Consider the following 24,542-nt stretch of genomic DNA (forward strand, 5'->3'; position numbering starts at 1 on the left):
TGAACTCACCCATGACCTCCACCACCACACGTTTCCTCATCGTCGGCGGCGGCCTCGAAGGCCTCGCCATCGCCTGGTCGCTGGCCGATCAGGGCGAGACCGACGTCCTCGTCGTCGAACGGGACACGCTGTGCTCCGGGATGACCGGCAAGTCCAGCGGCGTCGTCCGTTGCCACTACGGCAACCCGTCGCTGGCCGCGATGAGCTGGTACGGCGTCGACATCTTCACCCGCGCCACCGAACTGTTCGGCGACGACATGGCCTTCCAACAATGCGGCTATGTCGTCGGCGTCGGCGAGAACAACCTCGCGCCACTGCACGCCAACGTCGAGATGATGCAGGGCCTCGGCATCGATGTGTCGCTCATCGGCCACGACACTATGGCCGAGCTGTGGCCGGGCCTGCACCTCGACGACTTCGCCGCCTTCGCCTATGAGCCGCTCGGCGGGCGTGGTGAGGCATACATGGCCGGCATGGCGTTCGCTGCCGCGGCCCGCAAGCTCGGAGTGAAGGTACGTCAGTCCACCACGGTGACCGAACTCCTCCAGGGCGAGAACGGCCGCGTCGTCGGCGCCGCACTTGCCAACGGGGACACCATTCACGCCGACACGGTGATAGTCGCGGCCGGCCCGTGGACCCCCGCGCTCACCGCACCCGTCGGTGTGCCGGTCGACGTCCGCGCGCAACGGGCACAGCTGGTGCTGGTCGATCAGGGTGAGCCGACGCCGGTCGTGCCGGTGCTGTCCGACCTGGCAGGCCTGTCCTACATCTGTCGCGAACCCAACGGCGAACTGCTGATGGGGAACTCGGATCACTCTGCGCCGCAGTACATCGATCCGGACAACTACATCAACCGCGCCGACGAATCCACCGTCGACAAGATCATCATGAAGGCCGGTCACCGCCTGCCCGACATGCCCGATCCGCGCATCACCAGCAGCTACGTCGGTGCCTACGATGTGACGCCGGACTACAACCCGATCATCGGCCCCGCGCCGGTCGACGGACTCTTCTTGGCCACCGGATTCTCCGGTCACGGCTTCAAGATCTCGCCCGCCGTCGGCAAGCTCGTCGCCGATCTGCTGCTCAGCGGTTCGACGACGCTGAAGAACGTCGACCCGCACGACTTCCGGTACTCGCGATTCGCCGAGGGCGATCTGCTGCTGAGCCTCAATCCCTATGAGGGGGCCGGCGAGATGCGATGAGACGGGTCGGGCCGATGTCTCGGCGTCGGCCTGACCTCACCCGTCACTGCAGGTGCATTCACAGATCGAGCACGAGCACGACATCGAACGGCACATTGGGCAGAGATGGACCTGCCGGTCGTCAGCCGTGCGGATCTCGCCAGGATCAACCGCTGGGCGGGAAACTTCTTTCCCGATCTGAACCCGGGAGCCGGTGCGGTACTCGATGCTGACCGCGTTGTCCGGCAAGGGCTTCAAGTTCTGCCCGGCGTTCGGGGTACTGGCGGCCGACCTGGTCACCGGGAAAAGCAACAATTTCTACAACGCGGGCTTCTCGTTGGGGGCGCAGAGCCGATGATGGAATACTTGGGGGGGCCTAGGTAGCACATGAAGTGCTACTATTGCTTTCATGACGACCATCGGTATCCGCGAGCTTCGCCAGCATGCCTCTCGCTACCTCGCGCAGGTCGAAGCGGGCGAAGAGATCTCGATCACCAATCGCGGCAAGACGGTGGCACGACTCGTGCCTGTCTCTACCGAGACCTCCGGACGCGAGGCCTTGATCAGGGCCGGTGTCCTCACGCCCGCGCGGAGCCCCGGCTCTCTGCACGCCATCAAGGTCGAGGATCTGCCCGTCGGAGACCTGACGTCGGAGCTCGACAGCGTGCGCGACGAACGATGATCTACGCGGATACCTCTGCCATCGTCAAACTCGTCGTGTCCGAGGCCGAGACACCTGCCCTCATCGCCTGGCTACAGCAGCACGACGACGAGAACCTCGTGACCAGCGCATTGACTCGAGTCGAACTGATGCGCACGGCAGTTCGGGACGGAAGCAGCGGACTGATGGATCGCGCCAGCAGAGCGCTCGCCGGCATCGACATCATCCCCATCACCGAGGCGGTCATTGCGCGCGCCGAGACAATCGGCCCTTCGACCCTGCGTTCGCTGGACGCCATCCACCTCGCGTCGGCCGCCCACATCGGCGAGCAACTCACCGGTGTGCTCGCTTACGACCGCCGGCTTCTGGAGGGATGCGCCCGCCTCGGCTACGTCACACGGTCACCCACAGAGTGATCCACGGGTCACGCAGGCGCTGACCGCTACGGTGTCACGACCCTATCGTCGGCGGCATGCCGTCCGATATGGATCTCGTCGTCGTCGTCGATCTCGGTCCTGGGTACGGCTGGCTCCCGCGACCCACGAGAGATGACCATCCTGGTCCAATCCGCCGCTCGCGGTCTCACCTACGCGCTTCGGACGATGAACTCCCCACCGCCGATCAGTCCACGACCACCGCGCTCGCGACCCGCGGCACCGTCCGTTACACGAGGGCCCCAGGCCAGTCTCGCTTCCCGGATGAGTTCAAAGCCAGTCTCCAGGTTTCACGCACCACGACCTCCGCAGTGCTCAGTCCGGAGCGCGACAGATCCTTGAAAAAGTCGGCGAAAGGCACGTTTGCGCCGAGCCAGGACCGTGATTCCGCGCTTCGGCGAGAAAGATCTACCGGAGATGCGGGCGCAGTCGTCACCACTGCATCGTTGTCAGAGTGGCTGATCACTGACTCCTCCGGGCTGACGGTTTCGGCACCGCGGCGCCAGGCCACGGCTCCTGATTCAGCGTGGCCACGACTCAGTGAGTGCTGCCGGTCTCGACCAGCAGCACCCCGCCGATGATCAGAGCGATACCCGCACCCATCATGAGGGTCAAGGGTTCTCGGAAGATGAACTTGCTCAGCACGGCGATCAGCGCGACCCCGGTGGCCGACCAGATGCCGTAGGCCACGCCCAACGGCATCCCGTGAGCCAGGGTCAGTGACAAGAAGACAAACGACACAAGGTAACCGATCACTACGATGGCGTACCACCGGCGGGTTCCGGTCACGGCCGCTCGCAAGCTCATCGTCGCGGCCACTTCACAGAGAATTGCACAGACCAAGAAGATCGAGGCGGTCACGCGACCGCCTCGATCTTCTTGTCGCGCTCGGCCTGCGCTCGTTGCGACCCGAACTCGACCAGCAGCACACCGGCCATGATCAGCACCAGCCCCACCATCATTGCCGCGGTGAGCGGCTCGTCGAAGATCAGAAAGCTGAACACCGCCGTCAACGCCACCCCCAGTGCGCCCCAGATGCCGTAGGCGACGCCGATTCCCATACCGGCCCGCATCGCTGCGGTCAGAAAGCCGAATGCCGCCACGTATCCGATCGTGACAACCAGGTACCACGCCGGGTTGTCCAGCGCGGCTTTCAACGACAGGGAGCCGGCGACCTCACAGAGGATGGCCGACACCAGCATGATCCACCGGGTCACGGGACGACGACTCCTGACTGTGCGCTCGTCATGATCGCTGACGCTAGCAAAGCGGGGGTTCGCCGTGATCGGCGAACCCCCGCTGGATGGACTGACCGGTTCAGCTCGACGTCGGCACCCGCTCCACCGGTCCGTTGAGACCGTTCCGCAGCGGCACACCGGCTCCCAACCCCGGCGCATGCCCCACTCCCGCCGCCGGTATCTCGTACGCGGTCTCGGCGTGGATGGTCGAATCCAGGCCGGTCACCTCGGTCTCCTCGTCGACGCGCAGCGTCATGACCTTGTCCAGTCCCTTGGCGATCAGCCAGGTCATCACGAACGAATAGGTGCAGGTGATGACGATTCCAGCCAGCTCTTTCCACAGGATGCTGATGTCGCCGCCGAACAGGATGCCGGTCACGCCGGCCGGCGCCGACTCCGATGCGAACAGCACGATGCACAGGGTGCCGACGATGCCGCCGACACCGTGCACGGCGAACGCGTCGAGGGTGTCATCGACCTTCATGCGGCTCTTGAAACTGAGCAGGAAGGCCACCACACCGGCGGCGAGCAAGCCCACCGCGAGCGCGCCGAGCGGGGTCATCGTGTTGGCGGCGGGGGTGATTCCGACCAGGCCGGCCACCGCACCGGTGATGGCGCCCAGTGACGTCACGTGGCCTTCACGCCACTTCTCGATGACTGCGAAGCCGAGAATGCCCGCGCTGCCGGCCAGCAGGGTGTTGAGGATGACCACCTGGGTGAGGAAACTGGCGCCGAGTGCGCAGCTGCCGTTGAACCCGAACCAGCCGAACCAGAGGATGCCACCGCCGAGCAGCGCCATCGGCACATTATGGGGTCGCTCCATGCGCTTGCGCCGCGCGCCGAGTACCAGCGCGAGCGCCAAGGCCGCGACACCGGAGTTCATGTGCACCGCGGTACCACCGGCGTAGTCGTGCACACCGATGTCGTTCAGCAGGAAACCGCCACTGATGCCGTCGCCATCGGCAGCGAACACCCAGTGCGCCACCGGGAAGTACACCAGCGTCAGCCAGATCGGGGCGAACACCATCCACGCCGAGAACTTCATCCGGCCCGCTGCACCGCTGGCGACAATCGCGACAGTGATCGCGGCGAACAGGATGAACCACGCGGCGAAGTACAGCACCTGGGTGCTGCCGGAGCCGTCGTCGGCCATGTTCGCACCGAGACCGATGTAGTCCAGCGGGTTACCGATCAGTCCCCAATCGTTGACCGACGGTCCCGACACCAACCCGTATCCGTAGAGAACATAAAGCACGCTGGTGATGGCCAGAGTGACCATCACCATGGTCATCATGTTCAAGACATTGCGCGCTCCCATCATGCCGCCGTAGTAGAGGGCGAGCCCGGGGAACATCAGGAGGACAAAGACGAAGGCCGCGAGCATCCACGCCAGATCGGCGTTCGCGGCGAGTATGGGTTCCACAGCAGAATCCTTGGGTCTTTTAGGTGGACAGATGATGCGAAGATTTGATCGACGGTGGATCTACTCTTCGCGTAGGTAGGCGACGACGTCGTCGCGGTACTCCAGAAATCCCTTGTAGGAGGCGATCGGCTCGCTGAGCGTCTCGATGACGGTGGCCAGTTGGGCCGCCCAGGCGGGAATCCGCTTGATCTCTGCCAGCGAGGCCATGAAGGTGCGGATGTTGAAGGTCACCGCACCGGTCATCGGGAGCCGAATGAAGTGCTCGAGTTCGATACGTAGACGCGCACGTCCGAAATCTCTGTCGCGCAGCATCTGTGGGATGTCGTCCGCCCACTCCGGCAATTCCTCGAGACTGACGTCGAGCTTGGGAGAATCCGATGCGGACAGCGTCCAGTTCAGTCGACGGTAGACCTGGTCGGCAGGCAGTCGGCGCAGGAACTGTTCGGCGCGGGAGACGATACCCTGGCGGGTCAATCCCGGTACCGGGGCGTGGATCTCGTACATGTCCATACCGACGTCGAAGGACACCGACCACGCGGCGGCGAAGGTCACCGCACCGGCATCGAAGTAGAGGTGTCCGTCGCGTTCGATCACCAAGAGCAGGTCGTCGGGCACCTCGCGGGCCAGGAACTCCAACGGACCGCCCGGCAGGGATGCGTCGTCGCCGAGCACGAAGTACTGGTCGGTTCCCAGAAGCTCATTGCGCCAATGGAATCGATGCTCCGGGTGTTCGGTCAGGTGCATCACCGACGGATAGCTCAGGGACAGATCACGCAGGTAGTAGAGCAACAGATCCCAGCAGGCCGGTTCCATTCCCGGACGCACCTTGACGCGGTGGGGGTCGCTGTCGAGGATGCGTCGGCGGTCGGCCATGATAGCCGGGTATTCGGTACCGCCGAGGTCGACTATGTGTCGACCCCACTCACCACCGCGGGTGACGCGCGGTACGCGGGCGGGTTCCACGTTGACGCTGTACCGGAACTGCTCGAGGTCGTCGGGGAACGGCCACGGCAGGTTCGCGAGGTGATCCGTGCCTTCGGAAATCGGCAAGTCTGCGGCGGATCGTGATTCGATGGTCACAGATTCACCTCGATGTTCTGGCCGCGGGAGACGCAGCACAGCATGCTGTCGGCAGCGGCACGTTCGTCGTCGGTCAGTACGAAGTCACGATGCTCGATGACGCCGGACCGGACCCCGATCCGGCATTCCCCGCACACGCCTTGCCGGCAGAGGTTCGGCACCGGCACGCCGTGATCGAGCAGGCCCTGTAGCAGCGACATGCCGGCGGGGATGTCGATCCGGGCGCCGGTCGAGCGCACTGTCGCGGTGAACGGATCACCGGGATCCTGTTCGGGCGCGGCGAAGCGTTCGAGGTGGACTCGGGAGGTGGGCCACCCCGCGGCACTGGCGAGTTCGAGGTAGGTCTCCAACATCGGCGCCGGACCGCAGGCGTAGGCGTGGGTGCCGAGCGGTTGTTGGGCCAACCGCTCGGCAAGCAGCCAACGGGTGTCGTCGGCGCCGGAGACCTCGTACAGACCGATGTCGGGATGGGTGGCCAGGTCTCGCAGCTCATCGAGGTGGGCGCCACCGGCGCGCCGATAGGAGTAGATCACCTCGGCCGAGGTTCCACGTCGCAGCGCCGAGCGCAGATGCGACAGGACCGGGGTGATGCCGATCCCTCCGGCGACGAGCAGTGCGTGACGCTGATTCCAGACGGGTGCGAACATCGACCGCGGCCCTTCGACGTCGAGCACCGTTCCTTCGGACACGTTGCGGTGCATCCAGTCCGAGCCACCACGATCCGAGTCATCGCTACCGTTCCGGCGCAACACCGAGATGCCGTAACTTGTGGGCAGGAAGCCGTCATCGACCAGGGAATAGGCGTTGCGGTGGGCGCCGGCCGTGACGATGAGGTGACTGCCCGGCACGAACGGTGTCAGCGGTGCCCCGTCGGCCGGGACCAACCGAAAGTGGCTGATGGCGTCGGTGAGTCGGGTGATCGCCACCACGCGCATGGGTCGGATCGAGGTGGTGTTGCCAGGGTGCAGGTGACCGGCCGGCGCCTCGGCGGCGATCGTCATGAGACGGCTCCGGGCTCGGCCGAGGAGGCGAGGAATCCGCCGCGGACGGCGGAGTGGTGTTGGTGGACCTCCAACGTCCGAGCACATCCGGGACAGGCAGCGGCCTCGCCGGGCGCGCCGACGACGCGGAAGGTGTCCCGGCATTGCGCGCAGTAGACGGGCAGGTCGCGGGTGTGCACGACGAACGCGGACAGTTCCGCTGCCACGGCGCCGGATTCGCGGGCCACCGCAAGCGCGGTCAGCACGTCGTACTGCCCGCCGACCAGGTGGATGCGGACACCGGTGGTCGCCCGCTCGAGCGCCGACTGCAGGGCGGCACGGTCCTCGTTCTCGCTCAATGCGTCGAGGACGACTAGTCGGGTGGGGCCGATCGGTTCGGCCGCGGTGACCCAGCCGCCTGCCACCTCGCCGGTCTTCGGGTCATCGCCAACGGCGACGATGAGGAATGACGCCGCACCCGGATCGACGGGATCGGGCACTGCGGGCCACTGGGGCAGCCCTTCGCCGGGACGCTCGTCGATCTCCGGCGCTGCCGGAGCAACCTGCGCGGCGCGCAACCATTCCGCAGCACGACTGCGGTACTTGATGATGCCCTTGTAGTCGGCCATGTCGTCGGGGAGCTCGGCGACGACCTCGGCGGTCCGCCGCCGCCAAGGTTCCACGGCGGCAAGGGTTTCCAGCGGCAGCATGTAGGTGCGGATGAGGAACATCACGGCGCCGGAGTCGGGCAGCCGGATCAGGTGCTGCACCTCGACCCGCAGGTGGACGAGTCGACCGAAGGTCTCGTCGTCGACGTGCTGGATCATCTCCCGGTCCGGTCCCCACTCCGGGTAACGCTCGGTGGAGACATCCAGGCGGCGTCCGATCGTCAGGGTCCAATTGGTGCGGCGATACGGCCGATGCGGCTGGAGACGTTTGATGAACTCGTGGGCACGGGTGATCACCCCTTCCTCACGCACCCGTGGCACCGGTCCGTGGATCTCCAGAAAGGCCATACCCACGTCGAATCCGAAGCTCCAGTCCGCGGCGAAGGTGACCACCCCGGCGTCGGCGAAGAGTTGGCCGTCGCGCTGGTCGAGGAGGACGACGTCTTCTTGGATCTGTCCGCAGATGTAGCTCAGCGGATCGCTGGGGAGTGTGGTGTCGTCGCCATAGGAGAAGGTGTCGGCGACCCCGAGCTTGTGGTTCTCCCACTGCCAGTGGTCGCCTGCGGTGCGCAGCACGAACTCGTCCGGATACGCGGTCGCCAACTCACGCATGATGGTCACCATCGCGTCCCAGGCGGCCGGACGCATGTGGGGAAGCAGGGCCGAACGCGAGGGATCGACCGCGAGAATTGCTGCGCGTTCGTCGATCTCGGCCTGGTACTCGGAGTCGACGTCAATGACGACATCGCCCCACTGGCCGGCGGCAGTCGTCACGGTGTGGTCGGCGGGCTCGACGTTGGTGCTGTAGCGGTAGTGGTCGTCGACGAACGGGAACGGGAAACCGGTCACCAGAGCGGAATCGGTGGGCGACTCGGTCGGCGCGGTGGTCACAGTGGTACCTCCAGAATGGTGCCTTCGGCGGCGCGGGAGACGCACGGCATGAACGCGTCCCCGGCGCTCTTCTCCGCATCGGTCAGGTACAGATCTCGGTGTAGTGCGGCTCCCCCCGACAGCGGCAGGCGGCATTCGCCGCACACCCCCTGCCGGCAGCGATTGGGGATGTCACGACCGGTGGCCTCGAGTGCTTCGAGAACCGAGGTGCCCGAGGGAATGTCGACTGTGGTGTCGGACTCGGTGAGGTGCACGGTGAACGGGTCGCCTGCGTCGAGCGCATCGGTGCCGAAGCGTTCGAAATGGATGCGTGATGCCGGCCAGCCGAGTCGGGCCGCGGCGTCGACGACGTGGTCGATCATCCCCGCCGGTCCGCACACGTACAGGTGTGTCCCGATCGGCTGATCGATCAGGGTCTCGGCAAGTCGTTCGACGAAGGCCGGCTGATCGGTGAACAGCTCCGCGCGCGAACCGGCCAGTGCGACGATGTCGTCGACGTGCGCGGCCCGGCCTTCGCGAAACGAGTACAGCACCTGGACATCACGTCCCCATCGTCGCGCCGCACGCAGATGCGACAGGATCGGGGTGATCCCGATACCACCGGCGATGAGCAGATGTTTGGCGGCGCGCGCCTCGGGTGCGAAGGCACTGCGCGGGATCTCGACATCGACCACGTCGCCCACCGACACCGCATCGTGCATCCAACGTGATCCGCCCAGACCGTCGTGCAGACGCAGCACCGAGATCGAGTAACGCCTCGGCGCCACTCCGTCGCCGGTGAGGCTGTAGGCGTTGGTGCGTTCACCCGCAGTGATCACGAGATGGCTGCCCGCGACGAAGCCGGGAAGCTCGGCCCCGTCGGGGGCGGCGAGGGTGAAGCTCCGAATACCCGGTGCCGCATCCTCGATGGCGCTGACCACGAGGCGCAACGTCGACGATTCGGCACGCGCCGTACCCGTCGACGTTCCGGAGATGGCGATGGTCACTGCTTCACTCCTTCTGCAACCGAAGCGGTCTCGGCGTCGACCATGAAGCCGAGGTAGTGCCCGGACCGGCGTGAGACGTGGTGGTAGATCAGCAGGTGGCGGCCGCACCCCGCACAGTCGATGACGTCGTCGACCCCGAGGTCGGTGCGGGTCAGCGCCGTGCAATGCGAACAGAACACCTCGATCGCGTCGACGCCGACCACGGTCACGCCGATCTCGTCATCCATGAGACCGGCGGTGGTGGCAACCCCGCGCAGTGCGAGCGCCGCGCCGCGCGGGGCGAGGATGACCACCCGCACCCCGACCCGCGCCCGGAGAAGTTCGTGACGAAGCGTGGCTGTCGCCTGGTCGACGTCCTCGAATGTCAGAGCGCAACAGAGGTTGTCGCTCCCGACGGTCGTGGCCCAGCGGTGCACCGGTTCGGTCGCGGCGGGTCCCACACCGACGATGATGTACGAACGACCCGAGAGGTCGAACGGCACATCATCGGTCGGTGCGGCGGGGCGAGCCCACGCCGGGATGCTGGAATAGGCGATCTGCGACATGGAGCCTCAGAGCAGGTCGGCGTCGCGGTGGCCGGCGTAGAACGCCAGCGCGTAACTCGGGGTGCTGAAGTAGATCTTGGAACCCTTCGGGAAGAAAATGGCGTCCTTTGCCTTCGCGACCTGAGTCTGACCCGTCTCCTTGTTCTCCAACAGGAACTCACCCTCGAGGACGACCTTCATCTCGTCGTACTCGTACTCGTAGTAGAGCGGCTCGTCGGTATGGCGCAGTTCGAAGTATCCCGAGCACATGACGCTGCCCTGCGGGTTCTCGTAGACGTCGCCGATGAACCCCTGGGTGCCGGGATACTCCGATTCCGGCATCTTGGGCAGGTTCTGCCACGCGCCGCTGGTCACCAGGAACGGTGCCGCAGTGGTCTCGGTGCTGTCGACGCTCATAGGTCCTCCTCGATCGATATTTCGTGACCACTGACGCACATGGCTAACATCAGTGGACTTTGTTCGACCTCATGAAACCCAGTTCGTGTTACACGGGGATGACAGGACCGTTTAGTGATGTAAAACATGGTCCACTATCGGTAGACCGCTGTTCGGCGAGGTGTGTGGCCGCGCGTCCAGAGGGTCCGTCTGTGGTCGGTTTCACGTGGCGCGGGCCGCGCGCTTCGGGTGGGCTGGAGATGCCCGACGAGTCCAACAGTCGGCGAAGGCCAGACGCTCGACCACCGACCACGACTGGAGTCGACGAGATGACCACCACCCACGCGCCGCCCACGTCACAGACGCGCAAGGAAGTCCTGGGCCCCTTCTACGACAGCCGCGAGATGCTCCTGGCCGCGGTACTGGCGGGACTGGCCGGCGCGACCGGCGCCGCCGCCTGGTTGTACTCCTCCGGCTGGTATGTCACCTTCATGACGGGCAACACCGAACGGATGGTCCTCGAACACATCCAAGGCGCCCACGTCCTCGGTTTCACCGCGCTGGTCACCGTACTCACCTTCGTGCTCGGCGTGATCGTTGCCACGCTCGCACGAATCCATCTCTGGCGCAAAGCCCGCCACGGCGCAACCGTGCTGACGGCCGCCTCGACCGTGGCCGCGTCGATCTCCGACGCCACCCTGAACTCACCCAAGGACGAGTTCGGCATAGCGCCGGTGCTGTGCCTCGCGTTCGGGCTCGGCGCTCTCAACACATCCATCAGCCGCAAAGGCGAGGTCGTGATGCCGCTGTCGTACGTCACCGGGACGCTGGTCAAGATCGGACAGGGCATCGGTTTGCATCTCGCCGGCCGGAAGCGATGGGGGTGGGTGGCGCACGCCAGCACCTACGCGGGCTTCCTGACCGGCGCGATCGTGGGCGGAATCTTGTTCAACGCCTTTGACGAACGCAATTCACTGCTCACGCTCGCCGCGGTCGCGGTGGTCGTGGCGGTGCTCACCTGGCGGTTGGACCATCCGAAGTTCCTCGAGAGCGACGGACACTGAGGATACTGACCCCTATGAACTCCCCCGTCGACGTCGCGGTGGTCGGCACGCTCAACGTCGACGTGATCATCCAGGTGGAGCGGATGCCCGAGGCCGGCGAGACGATCCTGGGGCGGTCGGTGTCGCAGCGCCTCGGCGGCAAGGGCGCCAACCAGGCGCTCGCGGCAGCTCGGCATGCGCCCACCGCTCTGATCGGGACCGTCGGTGATGATGAGGACGGCGGGCGACTCCTGGCCGCGCAGCGTGCCGGCGGAGTCGACGTGTCCCATGTGCTCCGGGCCCACGAGGCCAGCGGGAGGGCGTTCATCGAGGTCGATGACGACGGCGACAACCGGATCATCGTGCTGGCCGGTGCCAACCGGGAGCTGACGGCGGAGCACGCACTCCACGCTCTCGACGCCACGCTCCCAGGAGTCGTTCTCACCCAACTCGAGTCGCCGCCCGAGGTCACCGAGGCCGTTGCGGACTGGTGCTCGCGGCACGACCGACGGTTTCTGCTGAATCCGAGCCCGGTCGCCGATCTGCCCGCACACGTGCTCGCCGCTGCGGATCCGCTGGTGGTCAACGAGCACGAGGCGAGGTTCTACGCACCGGATGTCGACGACGATCCTGTCGCGCCGGCGCGTTCGTTGCTGAGGGTCGCGCGCTCTGCGGTGATGACTCTCGGCGCGCACGGCGTTGTCGTGGCCGAGGGCTCGGCGGTGCGCCGCATAGACGTCGAGCAGGTCCGCGCGGTGGACACCACTGGCGCGGGTGATGTGTTCGCCGGGATCCTGGGGGCTCATCTGGCGTCGGGCCACGAGCTCGTTGCGGCTGCCGAACTCGCTGCCGCGGCCGCCACCGAGTTCGTTGCGCGTCCGCGGCAGGGGTAGGCGTGGTGGTGTCACTGGTCTCGATACGTCCTCGGCTAGCGCCTCGGACTACTCGACCAGCTGTTACCGAGAGCGCGCCCTACCGCTGATCGAGTAGCGGCGAACGGAGTGAGTGGCGTATCGAGATCCTCGGATCGAGTAGCGGCGAACGGAGTGAGTGGCGTATCGAGATCCTTGGATCGAGTAGCGGCGAACGGAGTGAGTGGCGTATCGAGATCCTCGGATCGAGTAGCGGCGAACGGAGTGAGTGGCGTATCGAGATCACCGTTTCGCCCACCGCGCGACCCGCTCCTTGTGCTCGGTCGTCTGGTGCGCCAGCGGTTGCATCGCGGCGGCCAGATTGAGCGTCGAATCCAAGGAGCCGGTGCGCGACTCGGTGAGCAATCGTTTCGCCATCCGCAACGCGTGCGGCGGGTTCTTTGCGATGCGTCGGGCCAGTGCGGTCGCCTCGTCGAGCAGGACGTCGTCGGAAACGACCCGGCCCACGAGGCCCCAGTCGAGGGCGGTCGCCGCATCCACCCGGTCGCCGGTGAAGGTCATCTCGGCGGCCCGTTCGTAGCCGATGGCGCGCTGCAGAAACCACGAGCCGCCGTCACCCGGGATCAGTCCCAGCTGCACGAAACTCTCCGCGAAGAACGCGGATTCTGCCGCCACACGCATATCGCACATCATCGCGAGGTCGCACCCCGCGCCCACCGCTGCGCCGTTGATCGCCCCGATGACCGGCACCTCGCACCGGTGCAGCGCCCGCGGGATACGTTGGATGCCATCGGCATAGCCATGACGTTGATCCACGGCCTCGAGCCCGAACAAGCCCTGACCGTCGGCCATCTCCCGCACGTTGCCGCCCGCCGAGAAGATGTGTCCCGCCCCGGTGAGGATCACCACGCGCACCGCGGGGTCCGCGTTCGCCTCGTCCACGGCCCGTTCGAATGCCGTGATCACCTCGGCTCCGGTGATCGCGTTGCCGACCTGCGGCAGGTTGATGGTCCAGACGGCCACGCCGTCGGAGATGTCGATGTCGAGGGGTTCGGGCACGTCGTCGGCCTTTCTGCGTCGAATGGTCTCGCTTGCAGCCTACGACCCGGCCGGCCGTACGGTGGGTGGCATGTCGAGCAACCCCACCCGCCACCTCGTCCGGTACGGCGGTTCGTTCTCTCCCGACCTGATCTCGCGCGCCGACGGCTCGTACGTGTACACCGAATCCGGGCGGGCACTCCTCGACTTCACGTCGGGACAGATGTCGGCGATCCTGGGCCACTCCCATCCCGACATCGTCGCAACCGTCCGCGAGCAGGTCGGCACGCTCGATCACCTGTTCAGCGGCATGCTCTCGACACCCGTCGTGCAACTGGCACAACGCTTGGCCGAGTCGCTCCCGGAACCGCTCGAGAAGGTCCTGTTGCTCACCACCGGCGCCGAGTCGAACGAGGCCGCGGTCCGGATGGCGAAACTTGTGACCGGCAAGCACGAGATCGTGTCGTTCACCCGGTCATGGCATGGCATGACCCACGCCGCCGCAGCCGCCACCTACAGTTCCGGCCGACGGGGATACGGGCCGGTCGCCGCGGGAAACCTCGCACTACCCACCCCGAACGCCTACCGCCCGGACTTCACCCACCCCGACGGCTCGCTGGACTGGCAGCGTCAACTCGACTTCGGTTTCGAGATGATCGACGCGCAGTCGATCGGCTCACTGGCGGCATGCATCGTAGAACCGATTCTCTCCTCCGGTGGTGTGATCGACCTGCCGCCGGGATATCTGCGCGCGCTGAAGGACAAGTGCGAGCAGCGCGACATGCTGTTGATCCTGGATGAGGCGCAGACAGGGCTGTGCCGGACGGGTGATTGGTACGCGTTCCAACGGGATCAGGTGGTCCCAGACATCCTGACGCTGTCGAAGACTCTGGGCGCGGGATTGCCTCTCGCCGCGACGATCACGTCGACCGAGATCGAGGCCATCGCCCACGAACGCGGGTTCCTGTTCTTCACCACACATGTCTCCGATCCGCTCGTGGCAGCCGTCGGCAACACCGTGCTCGACGTACTGATCCGCGACGAACTCGATGATCGCGCCCGCCGCGCCGGCGCCTTGCTGCGCGACGGTCTGCTGTCCATCGCCGGTCGCCACGACGTGGTCGGCGACGTCCGCGGTCGCGGCCTGATGCAGGGCATCGAACTGGTCACCGATCGCGACAACAAGACCGGCGCAGACGAACTCGGCGCTGCGGTGACGCGCCGCTGCTACGATCTCGGCCTGCACATGAATGTCGTCCAGCTACCGGGCATGGGCGGCATCTTCCGTATCGCACCGCCCCTGACCGCCACCGACGACGAGTTGCGATCCGGGCTCGAGATGCTCGATCAGGCCATCGGAGAGTGCGCGGCCTAGGAACTCACGACGAGGATTGCTTCGCCGCGTCGGGGCCCGGCGTCTCCTTGTCCGCCCATTGACGTGTCCACCGGTAGAGCCAGGCGATCACCGCGACGAAGGCGACCACACCGAGGATCTCTGAGCCGGTCTCCCAGCCGTCCCCGATGAACGGCAACGCCAGGATGGTGTCATCCCCGGTGGACGCGACGATGGCCGCGAACACCACATTCCACAGACTCTCGCCGACGATGAGGCCGGTCGCGAGTAACACGCCCATGCGCTTCTTCCGCTCGACGTTCCTGCCGGTCCCCTCGGCCCACTTGTTGTAGGCGCGCCCGATGAATGCGCCGATCGGAATGATCAGCGTCACCGACATCGGCAGGTACATGCCCATGCCCACCGCCAGTGGCGGAACGCTGAATCTGCTTCCGGTGCGGGTCAACACCTCGTCGACAATGATCACCACCGCGCCGATGAGGACGCCCACCCCGATCAACGCCCAGTCGAGGTCGCCGCCGAACACCCCCTCGGCCAGTGACGAGATCAATCCGGCCTGCGGCGCGGGCAACGCGTCCTCGCCGGCTCCCGGCGCACCGACGAACCCGAACGCGGTCTGCATCAGCTGCAGCACCGGCGGGATCACCACGGAGCCGAAGATGACGCCGATCACCAACGCCACCTGCTGTTTCCACGGTGTCGCACCGACCAGCTGACCGGTCTTGAGATCTTGCAGGTTGTCGTTGGAAATGGTGGCCACGCCGAACACTATGGCGGCGGTGAACAATGTGTAGGCGACCAGCGCCGCGGACTGTTCGTCATTCGCGCTACCGAAGGTGATCTTGATGACGACGGCCGCAACGAGCACCACCACGATCCCGACACCCGAGATCGGGCTGTTCGACGACCCGATCAGACCGGCCATGTACCCGCAGACCGATGCCACGATCAAGCCGATGAGGAACACGAAGATGATGCTCGCGGTGATGATCCCGGCCGCGCTGCCGTGTAACACGGTGTTGGCCGCGAAGTCCCACAGCATGAAACCGATCGGGATCAACGACGCCAACACGACACCGGAGACGATGGTGATCGGGATGTCCTGCTCGGTGAGGTCCACCGTCGAACCGGCGCGACGGGCGCGGGTGGAGACCAACGCATCCTTGATACCGCGCACGATCGGCCCGATGATCTTGAGCAGCGTCCAGATCGCCGCGATCGCGATCGCTCCGGCCCCGATGAACCGCACATCGTTGGTGAAGACGTTGTCCACGACGTCGGCGATCGAGCCGGACGGGGGAAGATCGCCCCACGTCCGGATCGGCAGCAGCACACCGTAGGAGATGAACAGTCCGATCAGCATCGAGATACCGACGGTGATGCCGACCAGATGTCCGACACCGATCAACGAGAACAGCAGACCCGCACCGAATGTGGTGCCACCCTGACCGATCCGCACATACCCCGAGATGGTCCCGGCGATGAGCTTGGTCTGGGTGAGGATCGAGAAGACCGCAGACACAACGCCGCCCACCACGATCACACGCAGGCCGCGGCGGTTCTCCTCGGCACCCTGCGCGGTGTCACCGACCTTGAGGACCTCGGCGGCGGCCGCACCCTCCGGATAGGGCAGATCAGATCCCGTGACGAGCGCGCGGCGCAACGGGATCGAGTACATCACGCCGAGGATGCCGCCGATCAGACACACCGCGACCGTCGTCCAGTACGGGAACCCGGTCCACCACCCGATCATGATCAAGCCCGGCAGCACGAAGATGATCGCCGAGAGAGTTCCGGCCGCCGACGCGATCGTCTGCACGATGTTGTTCTCGACGACGGAGTGATCGGCGAAGTACCGCAGGATGCTCATCGAGATGACCGCGGCGGGAATCGCGGTGGCGAAGGTCAGGCCCACCTTGAGGCCCAGATAGACGTTCGCGGCGGTGAACACCAGGGTGATCAGACCACCGAGAATGATGCCCCTGATGGTGAGTTCACGCAGGCTCGCCGACGAACCCTTCACAGTGGAGCCTGGCGTGGACATGACAGCGACCCCTTACCCGACCGTGCTCGGCTGGCGACTCGCGCGAGATGGGCTCTCGGCGAGTCTGCGGACTGGAGCTAACTCTAGGAGCGCCATGTTCGATCCGCAGGGATTCGTCGACGCCCATTTCCGCACGTGTCGCGGCATTTGTCGTACTTGCCGGAATCATCGCCCGGGCCCCGGCCGTGCTGTCAGTGGCCCGCGGTCTCAGCTTGGGCTGGGTACGGCGCAACCGTCCGGACCGCATGCGGCGGCGTCTTGATCACCGACGATCGTGACGGGCCGCTCCTCCCACGCCAGTTGCAGTGCGCGCGCAAAGGTTTCGGTCGGCTGGGCGCCGGACACCGCATACTTTCCGCCGAATACGAAGAACGGCACACCGGTGACCCCGAGTTCGCGGGCCTGCTGCTCGTCGCGGCGGACATCGTCGGCGTAGGCCTCCGGGTCATCGAGCGTGGACCGCACCTCCGACTCGTCGAGGCCCGCGGACACCGCGATCGCGACAAGTCGCTCCCGGTCGCCGAAGACGGGGGACGGGTCGGCGAAGTTGCCCGCATACAGGCCATCGAGCATGACATCCTGTTTGCCGTGCGCGGCAGCGAGATGTAGTAGGCGATGCATGTCGAAACTGTTGCCGTAGTCCCGGCCGCCGGCCTGGTAGGGCAGATCGATCTCGGCGGCCTGAGCCGCAATGCCGCGTTCGTTTGCCTGCGCCTGCTCCACCGGGATGCCGTACTTGTGCGCGATGTGTTCTTCGACTGTTCCGCTGGTGCCGGCGGGGATCGTCGGATCGAGTTCGAAGGACCGGTGCACCACGGTGATCTCGTCGCGATGAGCGAATTCGGCCAGGGCCAACTCGAAACGACGCTTTCCGAGGTAGCAGAACGGACAGTTGATGTCGGTCCAGATGTCGACGGCGACGGTCATGGTGGCGATGGTCCTCTCCGGTCGGCGCCTCTCGACCGACCACCGAGGTCCAACGCGGCATCGCTGCGTCGTGTTCCATTCCGTGCCATTGCGCTGCGGTCGGCGCCCAGACGCGGGGTCGGTAGTGTGTGATCGGTCGGGGTTCGACCACAACACCGATCACAATTCGCGGGGAAGGACCACGGCGCCGATGGGATCGGATCCGATCACCGACCTGGAAGCCGAGTTCGCCGACATCTGGCGCCGCGGCCGCATCCAGATGCGCGCACGTGCCCGTGCAATCCATCCTCGGCTCGACCCGACCTGCTACCCGTTGCTGGTGCTGCTGTCCCGCCACGACGCGATCCGGATGTCGGACCTGCTCTCCGACCTCGGGTTGGAGAAATCGACCCTGACCCGGCAGATCGACTCGGTGGTTCGGCTACGTCTGGTCGAGCGCCATCCCGACCCGGACGACGCTCGCGCTCGCCTGGTCGCGTTGACCGACGAGGGGCGCTCACGGCTCGACGAGGTGGCCACCACCGCGACCGCGGTTTGGCGTGAGCGTCTGTCCCGTTGGAACCCGGACGATGTCCGTCAACTCGCTGACCTGCTACATCGCCTTGCCGTCGACACCGCTGACGTCTCCTCCGACCCCGAGGAATAACCCCAGATAGTTGAAGGTTGCAAGTACCAGCTAGATAGTTGCGGTACTCAACTATTCGCTGCGCGCCGCACTCCGGCGCACTCTCGCCCGCATCTCACCCCTCCCGGGTTTCCTCGCGGGTGCCCGATCGAACCCGAGGAGACATCCAATGAGCACAGCCGCATACGAGGTCGGCGCACCGGCCTCGCCCCCAGACGAACCCATGACCCATCGCCAGCGGATCGAGGCACTGATCGGCCTGCTGCTCGGGATGTTCGTGGCCTTCCTGTCCTCGACGATCGTGTCCAATGCGCTACCCGTCATCATCACCGACCTGCACGGCACGCAAGACCAGTACACCTGGGTGGTCACGGCGACGCTGCTGGCGTCCACGGCCACCACCCCCATCTGGGGCAAGATGTCGGATCTGGTGAACAAGAAGCTGCTCGTGCAGCTCTCACTGGTGCTGTTCACCCTCGGCTCGATCCTGGCCGGACTTTCTCAATCGGTCGGCATGCTGATCGGTTTCCGCGTCATCCAGGGCCTGGGCCTCGGTGGCCTGCAGGCACTGGTGGTGATCGTCATCGCGTCGATGTTCAGCCCGCGTGAACGCGGTCGCTACCAGGGGCCCATCGCCGCGGTCATGTCGGTCGCGACCGTTGCCGGACCGCTGATCGGCGGCGTCATCGTCGACACCAGCTGGCTCGGCTGGCGGTGGACCTTCTACGTCTGCGTCCCTCTCGCGGTGATCGCGCTGTTCGTCATCCAGCGCACCCTCGATTTGCCCCACGTCCGCAAAGACGTCCGCATCGACTACGTGGGCGCCGCACTGATCGCCGCCGGGGTCAGCACCCTGCTGATCTGGGTGACACTGGCCGGCAAAAGCTTCGACTGGGCATCTGGCTTCTCGTATGGCCTGGTGGCGCTCGGCGTGATCCTCCTGGCCGTCGCGGTGTGGACCGAGACCAGGGTCGCCGATCCGATCATCCCGCTCTACCTGTTCCGCGACCGCACCATCACCCTGGCCACCGTGGCCAGCGTCGCCGTCGGCGTCGCCCTGTTCGGTGGGGCGCTATTCCTCGGTCAGTATTTCCAGATCGCGCGTGGCTATTCGCCCACCGCTGCCGGCCTGCTGACCTTGCCGATGGTCATCGGGTCGATGGTGTCCGCATCGGTGTCCGGCTCGCTGATCACCCGCTACGGGCGATGGAAGATCTACCTCGTGGTCGGCGCGGCGATGATGACGCTGGGCTTCGGCCTGTTGTCGACGATCGACGCCCACACCAACATGGTGCTGCTGGGTGGGTTCCTGTTCATCCTCGGCGTCGGCATGGGCATGACCATGCAGAATCTGGTCCTTGCCGTGCAGAACAATGTGCGGCCCGACGATCTCGGCTCGGCCACGTCAACCGTCGCGTTCTTCCGCTCCCTCGGCGGCGCCGCCGGTGTGTCCGTGCTGGGCGCTGTGTTGTCGAATCACGTCACCGATCTGATCGCCCGAGGGTTGTCGGCGCTGGGGGTCGGCGCCAGCCAGTCAGATGGTGCCACGGCCGGGCTCGCCAACCTCAACGAGTTGCCCACACCGATCGCCGATATCGTCCGCGGCGCCTACGGCGACGGCACCGCACGCATCTTCTTGGTTGCCGCGGTGATGGCGGGCCTGAGTCTCATCGCCATCCTGTTCATCAAGGAGGTCGCGCTGAACACGCTCAGCGCCGATCAGCAGCGGATGGTCGATTCCCGTAATGCAGCAGACGTCGACGATGAGACCGTCGATCCAAGCTCGGGTCTGCCGGAGAGGGCTGCCGGCGCGACGTGAACGAGCCAATAAACGTCATGGCACGCCAAGTTCGGACAAACGTGCCGGGCCACTGGTCGACCGCACGACGAGCTTGGGTACGAGCACTGACGACGCGCGGCGGGCGCGCCGGCCGTCGAGGCGCTCGACCACGGCCGCCACGGCCTGCTCGGCTTGCGCGCCAGGCTGCTGACTCACCGTGGTCAAGTCCACATTCGCGAGCCTCGCCAGGGCAGAGTCGTCGTATCCGGTGATCGACACCTCCCCCGGCACGTCGTAGCCGGCGCGTCGCACCACATCGAGCACCCCGACGGCGAGCCGGTCATTGGCACAGACGATCGCGGTGGGCATCGCAGCGCCGACCATGTCACGAGCGGCCGCCATCCCCGCGTCCTCGGTGTAGCCGCCGGCGTCGATTACGGCGCCACGGGGATCAAGCTGATGCCGTTGCATGGCGCGCAGAAAGCCGGTTCGCCGATCGCTCGCGATCACACCGGGCCCCGCCGCCACATGCGCGATCCGGCGGTGACCGAGACCGACCAGGTGATCGACGACCGCACCGATGCCGCGACCGTCGTTGGCGCGCACCACGTCGATCGACGCCGAGCTCATCCGTCGACCGACCACCACGGTCGGCAGCTGTTCACCCAGTCCGACGATGGCTTTGGTCTCCAGCTCCGGACCGATGAGAAGCATTCCCTCACAGCGAAAGTCGATCAGCGTCTCGATGACCCGGCGCTCGTCGTGGGTGGGCGTGACCGCCCCCAGCACGGTCTCGTATCCGACCAGATCCGCCGCGGACACGATACTCTCGACGATCTCGGCGTGAAAACTGTTGCGAATCTGCACCACCACACCGAGCAGATGGGACCGGCGAGCAGTCATCAGCGCGGCCGCACGGTTCATCCGGTAGCCGAGGGCGTCGGCCGCAGCCAGCACGTCCTCGCGCGTTTTGTCGCCGACCCCTGGCGCCTTCCGGAAGACCAGCGACACGGTCGCTTTGGAGACACCGACACGATCCGCGACGTCCTGCATCGTCGGTCGGCTCGACCCGTTCGCCACCTCTGCACACTCCCATCCGATTGCTTCAGACCCGGGGCTTGACACACCCCTGTGACTGGGCTCATAGTAGCGGAACTAGACCGGTTTAGTAGACCGGACAAGTTGAGACTTCGACCACCCGGCGAGGGAGCCGGAATCAGCACGAAGGAGCTGGCCAGTGACTGACAGAACGATCGGCGTCGCCGTCATCGGCGGCGGTATGGCAGGCCGCGCGCACGCCGCGGGCTACCGGATGGCGAGCACCCTGTTCGGCACCCACCGCCCCGACGTGCGGTTGGTGGCCATCGCCGACGCCAACAAGGCCGTCGCCGACGACACCGCCAAGCGCTACGGCTACGAACGCGCCGAATACGACTGGCAGGCCATCGCCGAGGCGTCGGACATCGACGTGGTCAGCGTCGTCGTCGCCAATCACTTGCACCGTGAGATGGTCGAGGGCCTGCTGGCCGCCGGCAAACACGTTCTGTGCGAGAAGCCCCTGGCCGGCTCGGCTGCCGATGCCGAGGCGATGCTGCTCGCGGCCGAGCGCGCCGACAGCCTGGCCGTGGTCGGTTACACCTACCGTCGCTCGCCCGCCGTGGAGCAGATCCGTCGTGAACTGGCCGCCGGCACCGTCGGCGAGTTGGTTCATTTCAACGGCCACTACTGGTGCGACTACGGCCTCGACCCGTCGTCGCCGATCACCTGGCGCCATCGCGGCGGACCCGGCACCGGGGCGCTGGCTGACGTCGGCAGCCACCTGATCGATCTCTCGGAGTTCGTGTGCGGACCGATCACCGAGGTCAGCGGCGCCACGTTCCACACGCTGATCACCGAGCGTCCGGTCCCGGTCGGCACCACCTACGGCCACACCAAAGCCGAGGTCACCGGCGAGATGGCACCGGTGGAGAACGAGGATGTCGCCACCTTCACCGCCACCTTCGCCAACGGTGCCGTGGGCACGTTCTCCGCATCCCGCGTCGCCCACGCGTTGCCCGACGGTCTCGGTTTCGAGCTCTTCGGCTCGCAGGGCTCGGCGTCATGGCAGCTGTTCCGGGCGAGCGAGTACGAGATCTCCGTGGTCGGTGACCGCCCCGAGCTCTCCGGTCCGCGTCGCGTGATCATCGGCCCTGATCACCCCTACATCCGTGGCGGTCTGCCGATGGATGCCGGCGGCGTCGGACACGGCAAGGCCGAGTTCTTCGCCTATCAGGCACGCGCCTTCCTCGACCAGGTCGCCGGAATCGACGGCGGCCTCGCCCCGGTCCCCGACTTCGCCACCGGCGTGCACAGCATGCGCACCGTCGCGGCGATCACCGAATCGGCCCTCGGTGGTGGCGCCACCGTCAAGGTCTCCTGAAATCCACTCGCTTCACACACTTTTCGAAAGGTTCTTGAACAATGAAACTCGGCGTCTACACCGCGATCTTGCACGACAAGCCCCTGCGTGAGGCCCTGGAGACCATCGGCTCCCTCGGTCTGACGGGCGCGGAGATCAATGCGGGCGGATTCCTGCCGACCCCGCACCTGCCGGTCGACGATCTGCTGTCCGGCGCGGTCTCCCCGCAGGAGTATCTGGCCACCTTCGACGGCACCGGCGTGTCGATCGCCGGACTCAACTGCAACGGCAACCCGCTGCACCCCGACCCCGAGGTCGGCCCCGAGGACGCCGAAGACCTGCGCAAGGCCATCCGTGTCGCGGGATTGCTGGGCGTGGACCGGGTGGTCACCATGTCCGGTCTGCCACAGGCCCATCCGGGTGGGCAGTGGCCGGCCTGGCACGTCAACACCTGGGATTCGGGCTATCTGGATTCGCTGGACTACCAGTGGGATGAGGTGGCCGTGCCGTTCTGGAAAGAGATCGACGCCCTGGCCCGCGAACACGGCGTCAAGGTCGCCATCGAAATGCATCCGCAGAACCTGGTGTTCAACCCGCCGACGCTCAAGCGTCTCGTGGACAAGGTCGGCGCCACAAATGTCGGCGCCGAGATGGACCCGTCACATCTGTTCTGGCAGGGCATCGACCCCGTCGCCGCCATCGAGTGGCTGGGGCCGCTGGTGTTCCACGCCGCCGCCAAGGACACCCGAATCAACAAGAACTGCGAGATCTACGGTGTGCTCGACGAGCGGTTCACCCGTATCCCGATGTCGGAGAATCCGACCGGTCTCGGCGGCAAGCATGTGGTGAACAAGTGGCCGGAAGACTCGGCGTGGGATTTCGTCGCCGTCGGCCGCGGGCACGACGTCGACTTCTGGGCCCGTTTCCTGCAGGCGCTGGAGAAGGTCGATCCCGACATGTGGGTCAACATCGAACACGAGGATGTCGAATTCGGTGCGCTGGAAGGCCTACAGGTGGCCGCCGAGAGTCTGAAGTCGGCCAATTCCGTCGGCACCGCCCGCTGACGGGCCGCCGAACAGTCAAGGAACCCGCTGATGAAACTCGCCCTCGACCCGACTCCGTTTCACCACAGCCACGAATTGCTGGAGTTCCCCGCGCTGGTCGCCGAGCTCGGCTACGAGTATCTGCAGTTGACCCCGCACCGTGACTTCATCCCGTTCTTCAACCACCCGCGTGCCGACGACGATCTCGTCGCGAAGTTCCGCAAGGCCTGTGCGGATGCGGGGGTGGGTGTCGCCTCGGTGCTGCCGGTGCTGCGCTGGTCGGGACCTGACGAAGACGCCCGGGAAGCCGCGGTGCGCAACTGGAAACGCGCCATCCAGATCACCGTCGACCTCGGGGTGAACGTGATGAACACCGAGTTCTCCGGCCGTCCGGAACGTGCCGAGGAATCCGAGCGCGCGTTCTTCCGCTCGATGGAGGAGTTGATGCCGATCATCGAACGCGAGGGCATCGACGTCCGCATCGACCCGCACCCCGACGACTTCGTCGAGGACGGACTGGAGGCGGTCCGCATCATCCGCGGGGTGAACTCACCGAACCTCGGCATGGTGTACGTCGCCTGCCACACATTTCACATGGGCGGCAACATGTCCGAGATCATGACCGCCGCCGGCGACAAGCTCCGCCTGGTGCACGTCGCCGACTCGATGGACCACCACCGGTCACACGGCTTGCGCTACATCACCAATCCGCCCGGCAACGCCGTGCGCGTGCATCAGCACCTCAAGATCGGCGACGGTGACGTCGACTGGGACGAGTTCTTCGGCGGTTTGGGGCGTCTCGGCTTCTACGATCGCGACGATACGGTGATGGTGTCATCGGTGTTCGCCGAGAACGAGAACGCCGCGGAAGTGTCGCGCTACCAACGCGACACGATGCTCGCCTACATGGGCAAGCACAGTTGATCGGTCTGGCCGCAGTTTCGGAGTCCGGC

25 protein-coding genes are annotated in these 24,542 nt (G+C 65.9%); 12 read left to right on the plus strand and 13 right to left on the minus strand.

Features of this window, described 5'->3' with window-relative positions; genetic code table 11:
* Positions 1 to 11 precede the first annotated feature (11 nt).
* From L1892_RS07660 to L1892_RS07675, 4 genes are all read left to right on the plus strand, one after another.
* Positions 12 to 1,205, plus strand: a complete 1,194-nt coding sequence (locus L1892_RS07660; RefSeq protein ID WP_235722975.1) for an NAD(P)/FAD-dependent oxidoreductase — start codon at positions 12 to 14, stop codon at positions 1,203 to 1,205.
* Positions 1,206 to 1,398: 193 nt separating this feature from the next.
* Positions 1,399 to 1,542, plus strand: a complete 144-nt coding sequence (locus L1892_RS07665; protein ID WP_235722976.1) for a hypothetical protein — start codon at positions 1,399 to 1,401, stop codon at positions 1,540 to 1,542.
* A 51-nt stretch (positions 1,543 to 1,593) separates the two neighbouring features.
* Positions 1,594 to 1,866: a type II toxin-antitoxin system Phd/YefM family antitoxin gene (locus tag L1892_RS07670; RefSeq protein WP_235722977.1), complete on the plus strand. Its 273-nt coding sequence runs from the start codon at positions 1,594 to 1,596 to the stop codon at positions 1,864 to 1,866.
* Positions 1,863 to 2,261 (plus strand): type II toxin-antitoxin system VapC family toxin, encoded by a 399-nt coding sequence (locus L1892_RS07675; RefSeq protein WP_235722978.1) that lies wholly within the window; start codon positions 1,863 to 1,865, stop codon positions 2,259 to 2,261. Before L1892_RS07670 ends, L1892_RS07675 begins: the two co-directional genes overlap by 4 nt.
* Positions 2,262 to 2,816: 555 nt before the next feature.
* On the opposite strand, the gene L1892_RS07680 is transcribed toward L1892_RS07675, so the two are convergent.
* The 9 genes from L1892_RS07680 to L1892_RS07720 all read right to left on the minus strand — a co-directional run bounded on the left by L1892_RS07680 (position 2,817) and on the right by L1892_RS07720 (position 10,486).
* On the minus strand, positions 2,817 to 3,128 hold the full coding sequence (locus L1892_RS07680) for a DMT family transporter (protein ID WP_435948441.1): 312 nt from the start codon (positions 3,126 to 3,128) through the stop codon (positions 2,817 to 2,819).
* A gap of 8 nt (positions 3,129 to 3,136) precedes the next feature.
* Entirely contained in the window at positions 3,137 to 3,481 is a 345-nt protein-coding gene (locus L1892_RS07685) for a DMT family transporter (protein ID WP_268900091.1), read from the minus strand.
* A 115-nt stretch (positions 3,482 to 3,596) separates the two neighbouring features.
* Positions 3,597 to 4,940: an ammonium transporter gene (locus L1892_RS07690; protein ID WP_235722981.1), complete on the minus strand. Its 1,344-nt coding sequence runs from the start codon at positions 4,938 to 4,940 to the stop codon at positions 3,597 to 3,599.
* Positions 4,941 to 5,000: 60 nt separating this feature from the next.
* Positions 5,001 to 6,020, minus strand: coding sequence for a heme-dependent oxidative N-demethylase family protein (locus L1892_RS07695; RefSeq protein WP_235722982.1), 1,020 nt, complete (start codon positions 6,018 to 6,020; stop codon positions 5,001 to 5,003).
* Complete coding sequence (locus L1892_RS07700) at positions 6,017 to 7,021, minus strand: PDR/VanB family oxidoreductase (protein WP_235722983.1); 1,005 nt, start codon at positions 7,019 to 7,021, stop codon at positions 6,017 to 6,019. Before L1892_RS07700 ends, L1892_RS07695 begins: the two co-directional genes overlap by 4 nt.
* The gene (locus L1892_RS07705) at positions 7,018 to 8,559 is read right to left on the minus strand and encodes a heme-dependent oxidative N-demethylase family protein (protein WP_235722984.1); all 1,542 of its coding nucleotides are present in this window, start codon (positions 8,557 to 8,559) and stop codon (positions 7,018 to 7,020) included. The genes L1892_RS07700 and L1892_RS07705 overlap by 4 nt, the downstream gene beginning before the upstream one ends.
* Positions 8,556 to 9,545: a PDR/VanB family oxidoreductase gene (locus L1892_RS07710; RefSeq protein ID WP_235722985.1), complete on the minus strand. Its 990-nt coding sequence runs from the start codon at positions 9,543 to 9,545 to the stop codon at positions 8,556 to 8,558. Before L1892_RS07710 ends, L1892_RS07705 begins: the two co-directional genes overlap by 4 nt.
* Positions 9,542 to 10,090, minus strand: coding sequence for a dimethylamine monooxygenase subunit DmmA family protein (locus L1892_RS07715; protein WP_235722986.1), 549 nt, complete (start codon positions 10,088 to 10,090; stop codon positions 9,542 to 9,544). The genes L1892_RS07710 and L1892_RS07715 overlap by 4 nt, the downstream gene beginning before the upstream one ends.
* A gap of 6 nt (positions 10,091 to 10,096) precedes the next feature.
* On the minus strand, positions 10,097 to 10,486 hold the full coding sequence (locus L1892_RS07720) for a cupin domain-containing protein (protein ID WP_235722987.1): 390 nt from the start codon (positions 10,484 to 10,486) through the stop codon (positions 10,097 to 10,099).
* A gap of 308 nt (positions 10,487 to 10,794) precedes the next feature.
* Here L1892_RS07720 and L1892_RS07725 point away from each other — a divergent pair, with 308 nt between their 5' ends.
* Positions 10,795 to 11,529: a YoaK family protein gene (locus L1892_RS07725; RefSeq protein ID WP_235722988.1), complete on the plus strand. Its 735-nt coding sequence runs from the start codon at positions 10,795 to 10,797 to the stop codon at positions 11,527 to 11,529.
* Positions 11,530 to 11,543: 14 nt separating this feature from the next.
* Positions 11,544 to 12,401, plus strand: coding sequence for a ribokinase (locus L1892_RS07730; protein ID WP_235722989.1), 858 nt, complete (start codon positions 11,544 to 11,546; stop codon positions 12,399 to 12,401).
* Positions 12,402 to 12,662: 261 nt separating this feature from the next.
* On the opposite strand, the gene L1892_RS07735 is transcribed toward L1892_RS07730, so the two are convergent.
* Entirely contained in the window at positions 12,663 to 13,439 is a 777-nt protein-coding gene (locus L1892_RS07735; RefSeq protein WP_235722990.1) for a crotonase/enoyl-CoA hydratase family protein, read from the minus strand.
* Positions 13,440 to 13,509: 70 nt separating this feature from the next.
* On the opposite strand from L1892_RS07735, the gene L1892_RS07740 reads away from it, so the two are divergent.
* Complete coding sequence (locus L1892_RS07740; RefSeq protein ID WP_235722991.1) at positions 13,510 to 14,793, plus strand: aspartate aminotransferase family protein; 1,284 nt, start codon at positions 13,510 to 13,512, stop codon at positions 14,791 to 14,793.
* A gap of 4 nt (positions 14,794 to 14,797) precedes the next feature.
* Here L1892_RS07740 and L1892_RS07745 read toward each other — a convergent pair whose 3' ends face one another.
* Positions 14,798 to 16,816: an OPT family oligopeptide transporter gene (locus L1892_RS07745; RefSeq protein ID WP_235722992.1), complete on the minus strand. Its 2,019-nt coding sequence runs from the start codon at positions 16,814 to 16,816 to the stop codon at positions 14,798 to 14,800.
* Positions 16,817 to 17,023: 207 nt separating this feature from the next.
* Entirely contained in the window at positions 17,024 to 17,743 is a 720-nt protein-coding gene (locus L1892_RS07750; RefSeq protein ID WP_235722993.1) for a DsbA family oxidoreductase, read from the minus strand.
* 190 nt (positions 17,744 to 17,933) lie between these two features.
* On the opposite strand from L1892_RS07750, the gene L1892_RS07755 reads away from it, so the two are divergent.
* Together L1892_RS07755 and L1892_RS07760 are read left to right on the plus strand one after the other, a co-directional pair.
* Positions 17,934 to 18,389 carry a MarR family winged helix-turn-helix transcriptional regulator gene (locus tag L1892_RS07755; protein WP_235722994.1) on the plus strand — a complete coding sequence of 152 codons (456 nt, stop codon included), beginning with the start codon at positions 17,934 to 17,936 and terminating at the stop codon, positions 18,387 to 18,389.
* A gap of 202 nt (positions 18,390 to 18,591) precedes the next feature.
* Positions 18,592 to 20,187, plus strand: a complete 1,596-nt coding sequence (locus L1892_RS07760; protein WP_235723052.1) for an MDR family MFS transporter — start codon at positions 18,592 to 18,594, stop codon at positions 20,185 to 20,187.
* A gap of 15 nt (positions 20,188 to 20,202) precedes the next feature.
* Here L1892_RS07760 and L1892_RS07765 read toward each other — a convergent pair whose 3' ends face one another.
* A complete protein-coding gene (locus tag L1892_RS07765) occupies positions 20,203 to 21,201 on the minus strand; it encodes a LacI family DNA-binding transcriptional regulator (protein WP_268900096.1) in 999 nt (332 codons plus the stop codon).
* Positions 21,202 to 21,385: 184 nt separating this feature from the next.
* Between L1892_RS07765 and L1892_RS07770 the strand changes: the two genes are divergently transcribed.
* Genes L1892_RS07770 through L1892_RS07780 form a run of 3 tightly spaced genes read left to right on the plus strand, consistent with a single transcriptional unit; the run spans position 21,386 to position 24,513 of the window.
* Positions 21,386 to 22,567 (plus strand): Gfo/Idh/MocA family protein, encoded by a 1,182-nt coding sequence (locus L1892_RS07770; RefSeq protein WP_235722996.1) that lies wholly within the window; start codon positions 21,386 to 21,388, stop codon positions 22,565 to 22,567.
* A 41-nt stretch (positions 22,568 to 22,608) separates the two neighbouring features.
* Positions 22,609 to 23,610: a sugar phosphate isomerase/epimerase family protein gene (locus L1892_RS07775; RefSeq protein ID WP_235722997.1), complete on the plus strand. Its 1,002-nt coding sequence runs from the start codon at positions 22,609 to 22,611 to the stop codon at positions 23,608 to 23,610.
* 30 nt (positions 23,611 to 23,640) lie between these two features.
* Positions 23,641 to 24,513, plus strand: coding sequence for a sugar phosphate isomerase/epimerase family protein (locus tag L1892_RS07780; protein ID WP_235722998.1), 873 nt, complete (start codon positions 23,641 to 23,643; stop codon positions 24,511 to 24,513).
* The last annotated feature ends 29 nt before the right edge of the window (positions 24,514 to 24,542 follow it).

Origin of the sequence: Gordonia tangerina (assembly GCF_021556435.1) — a bacterium.
Taxonomy (GTDB): Bacteria; Actinomycetota; Actinomycetes; order Mycobacteriales; family Mycobacteriaceae; genus Gordonia; species Gordonia tangerina.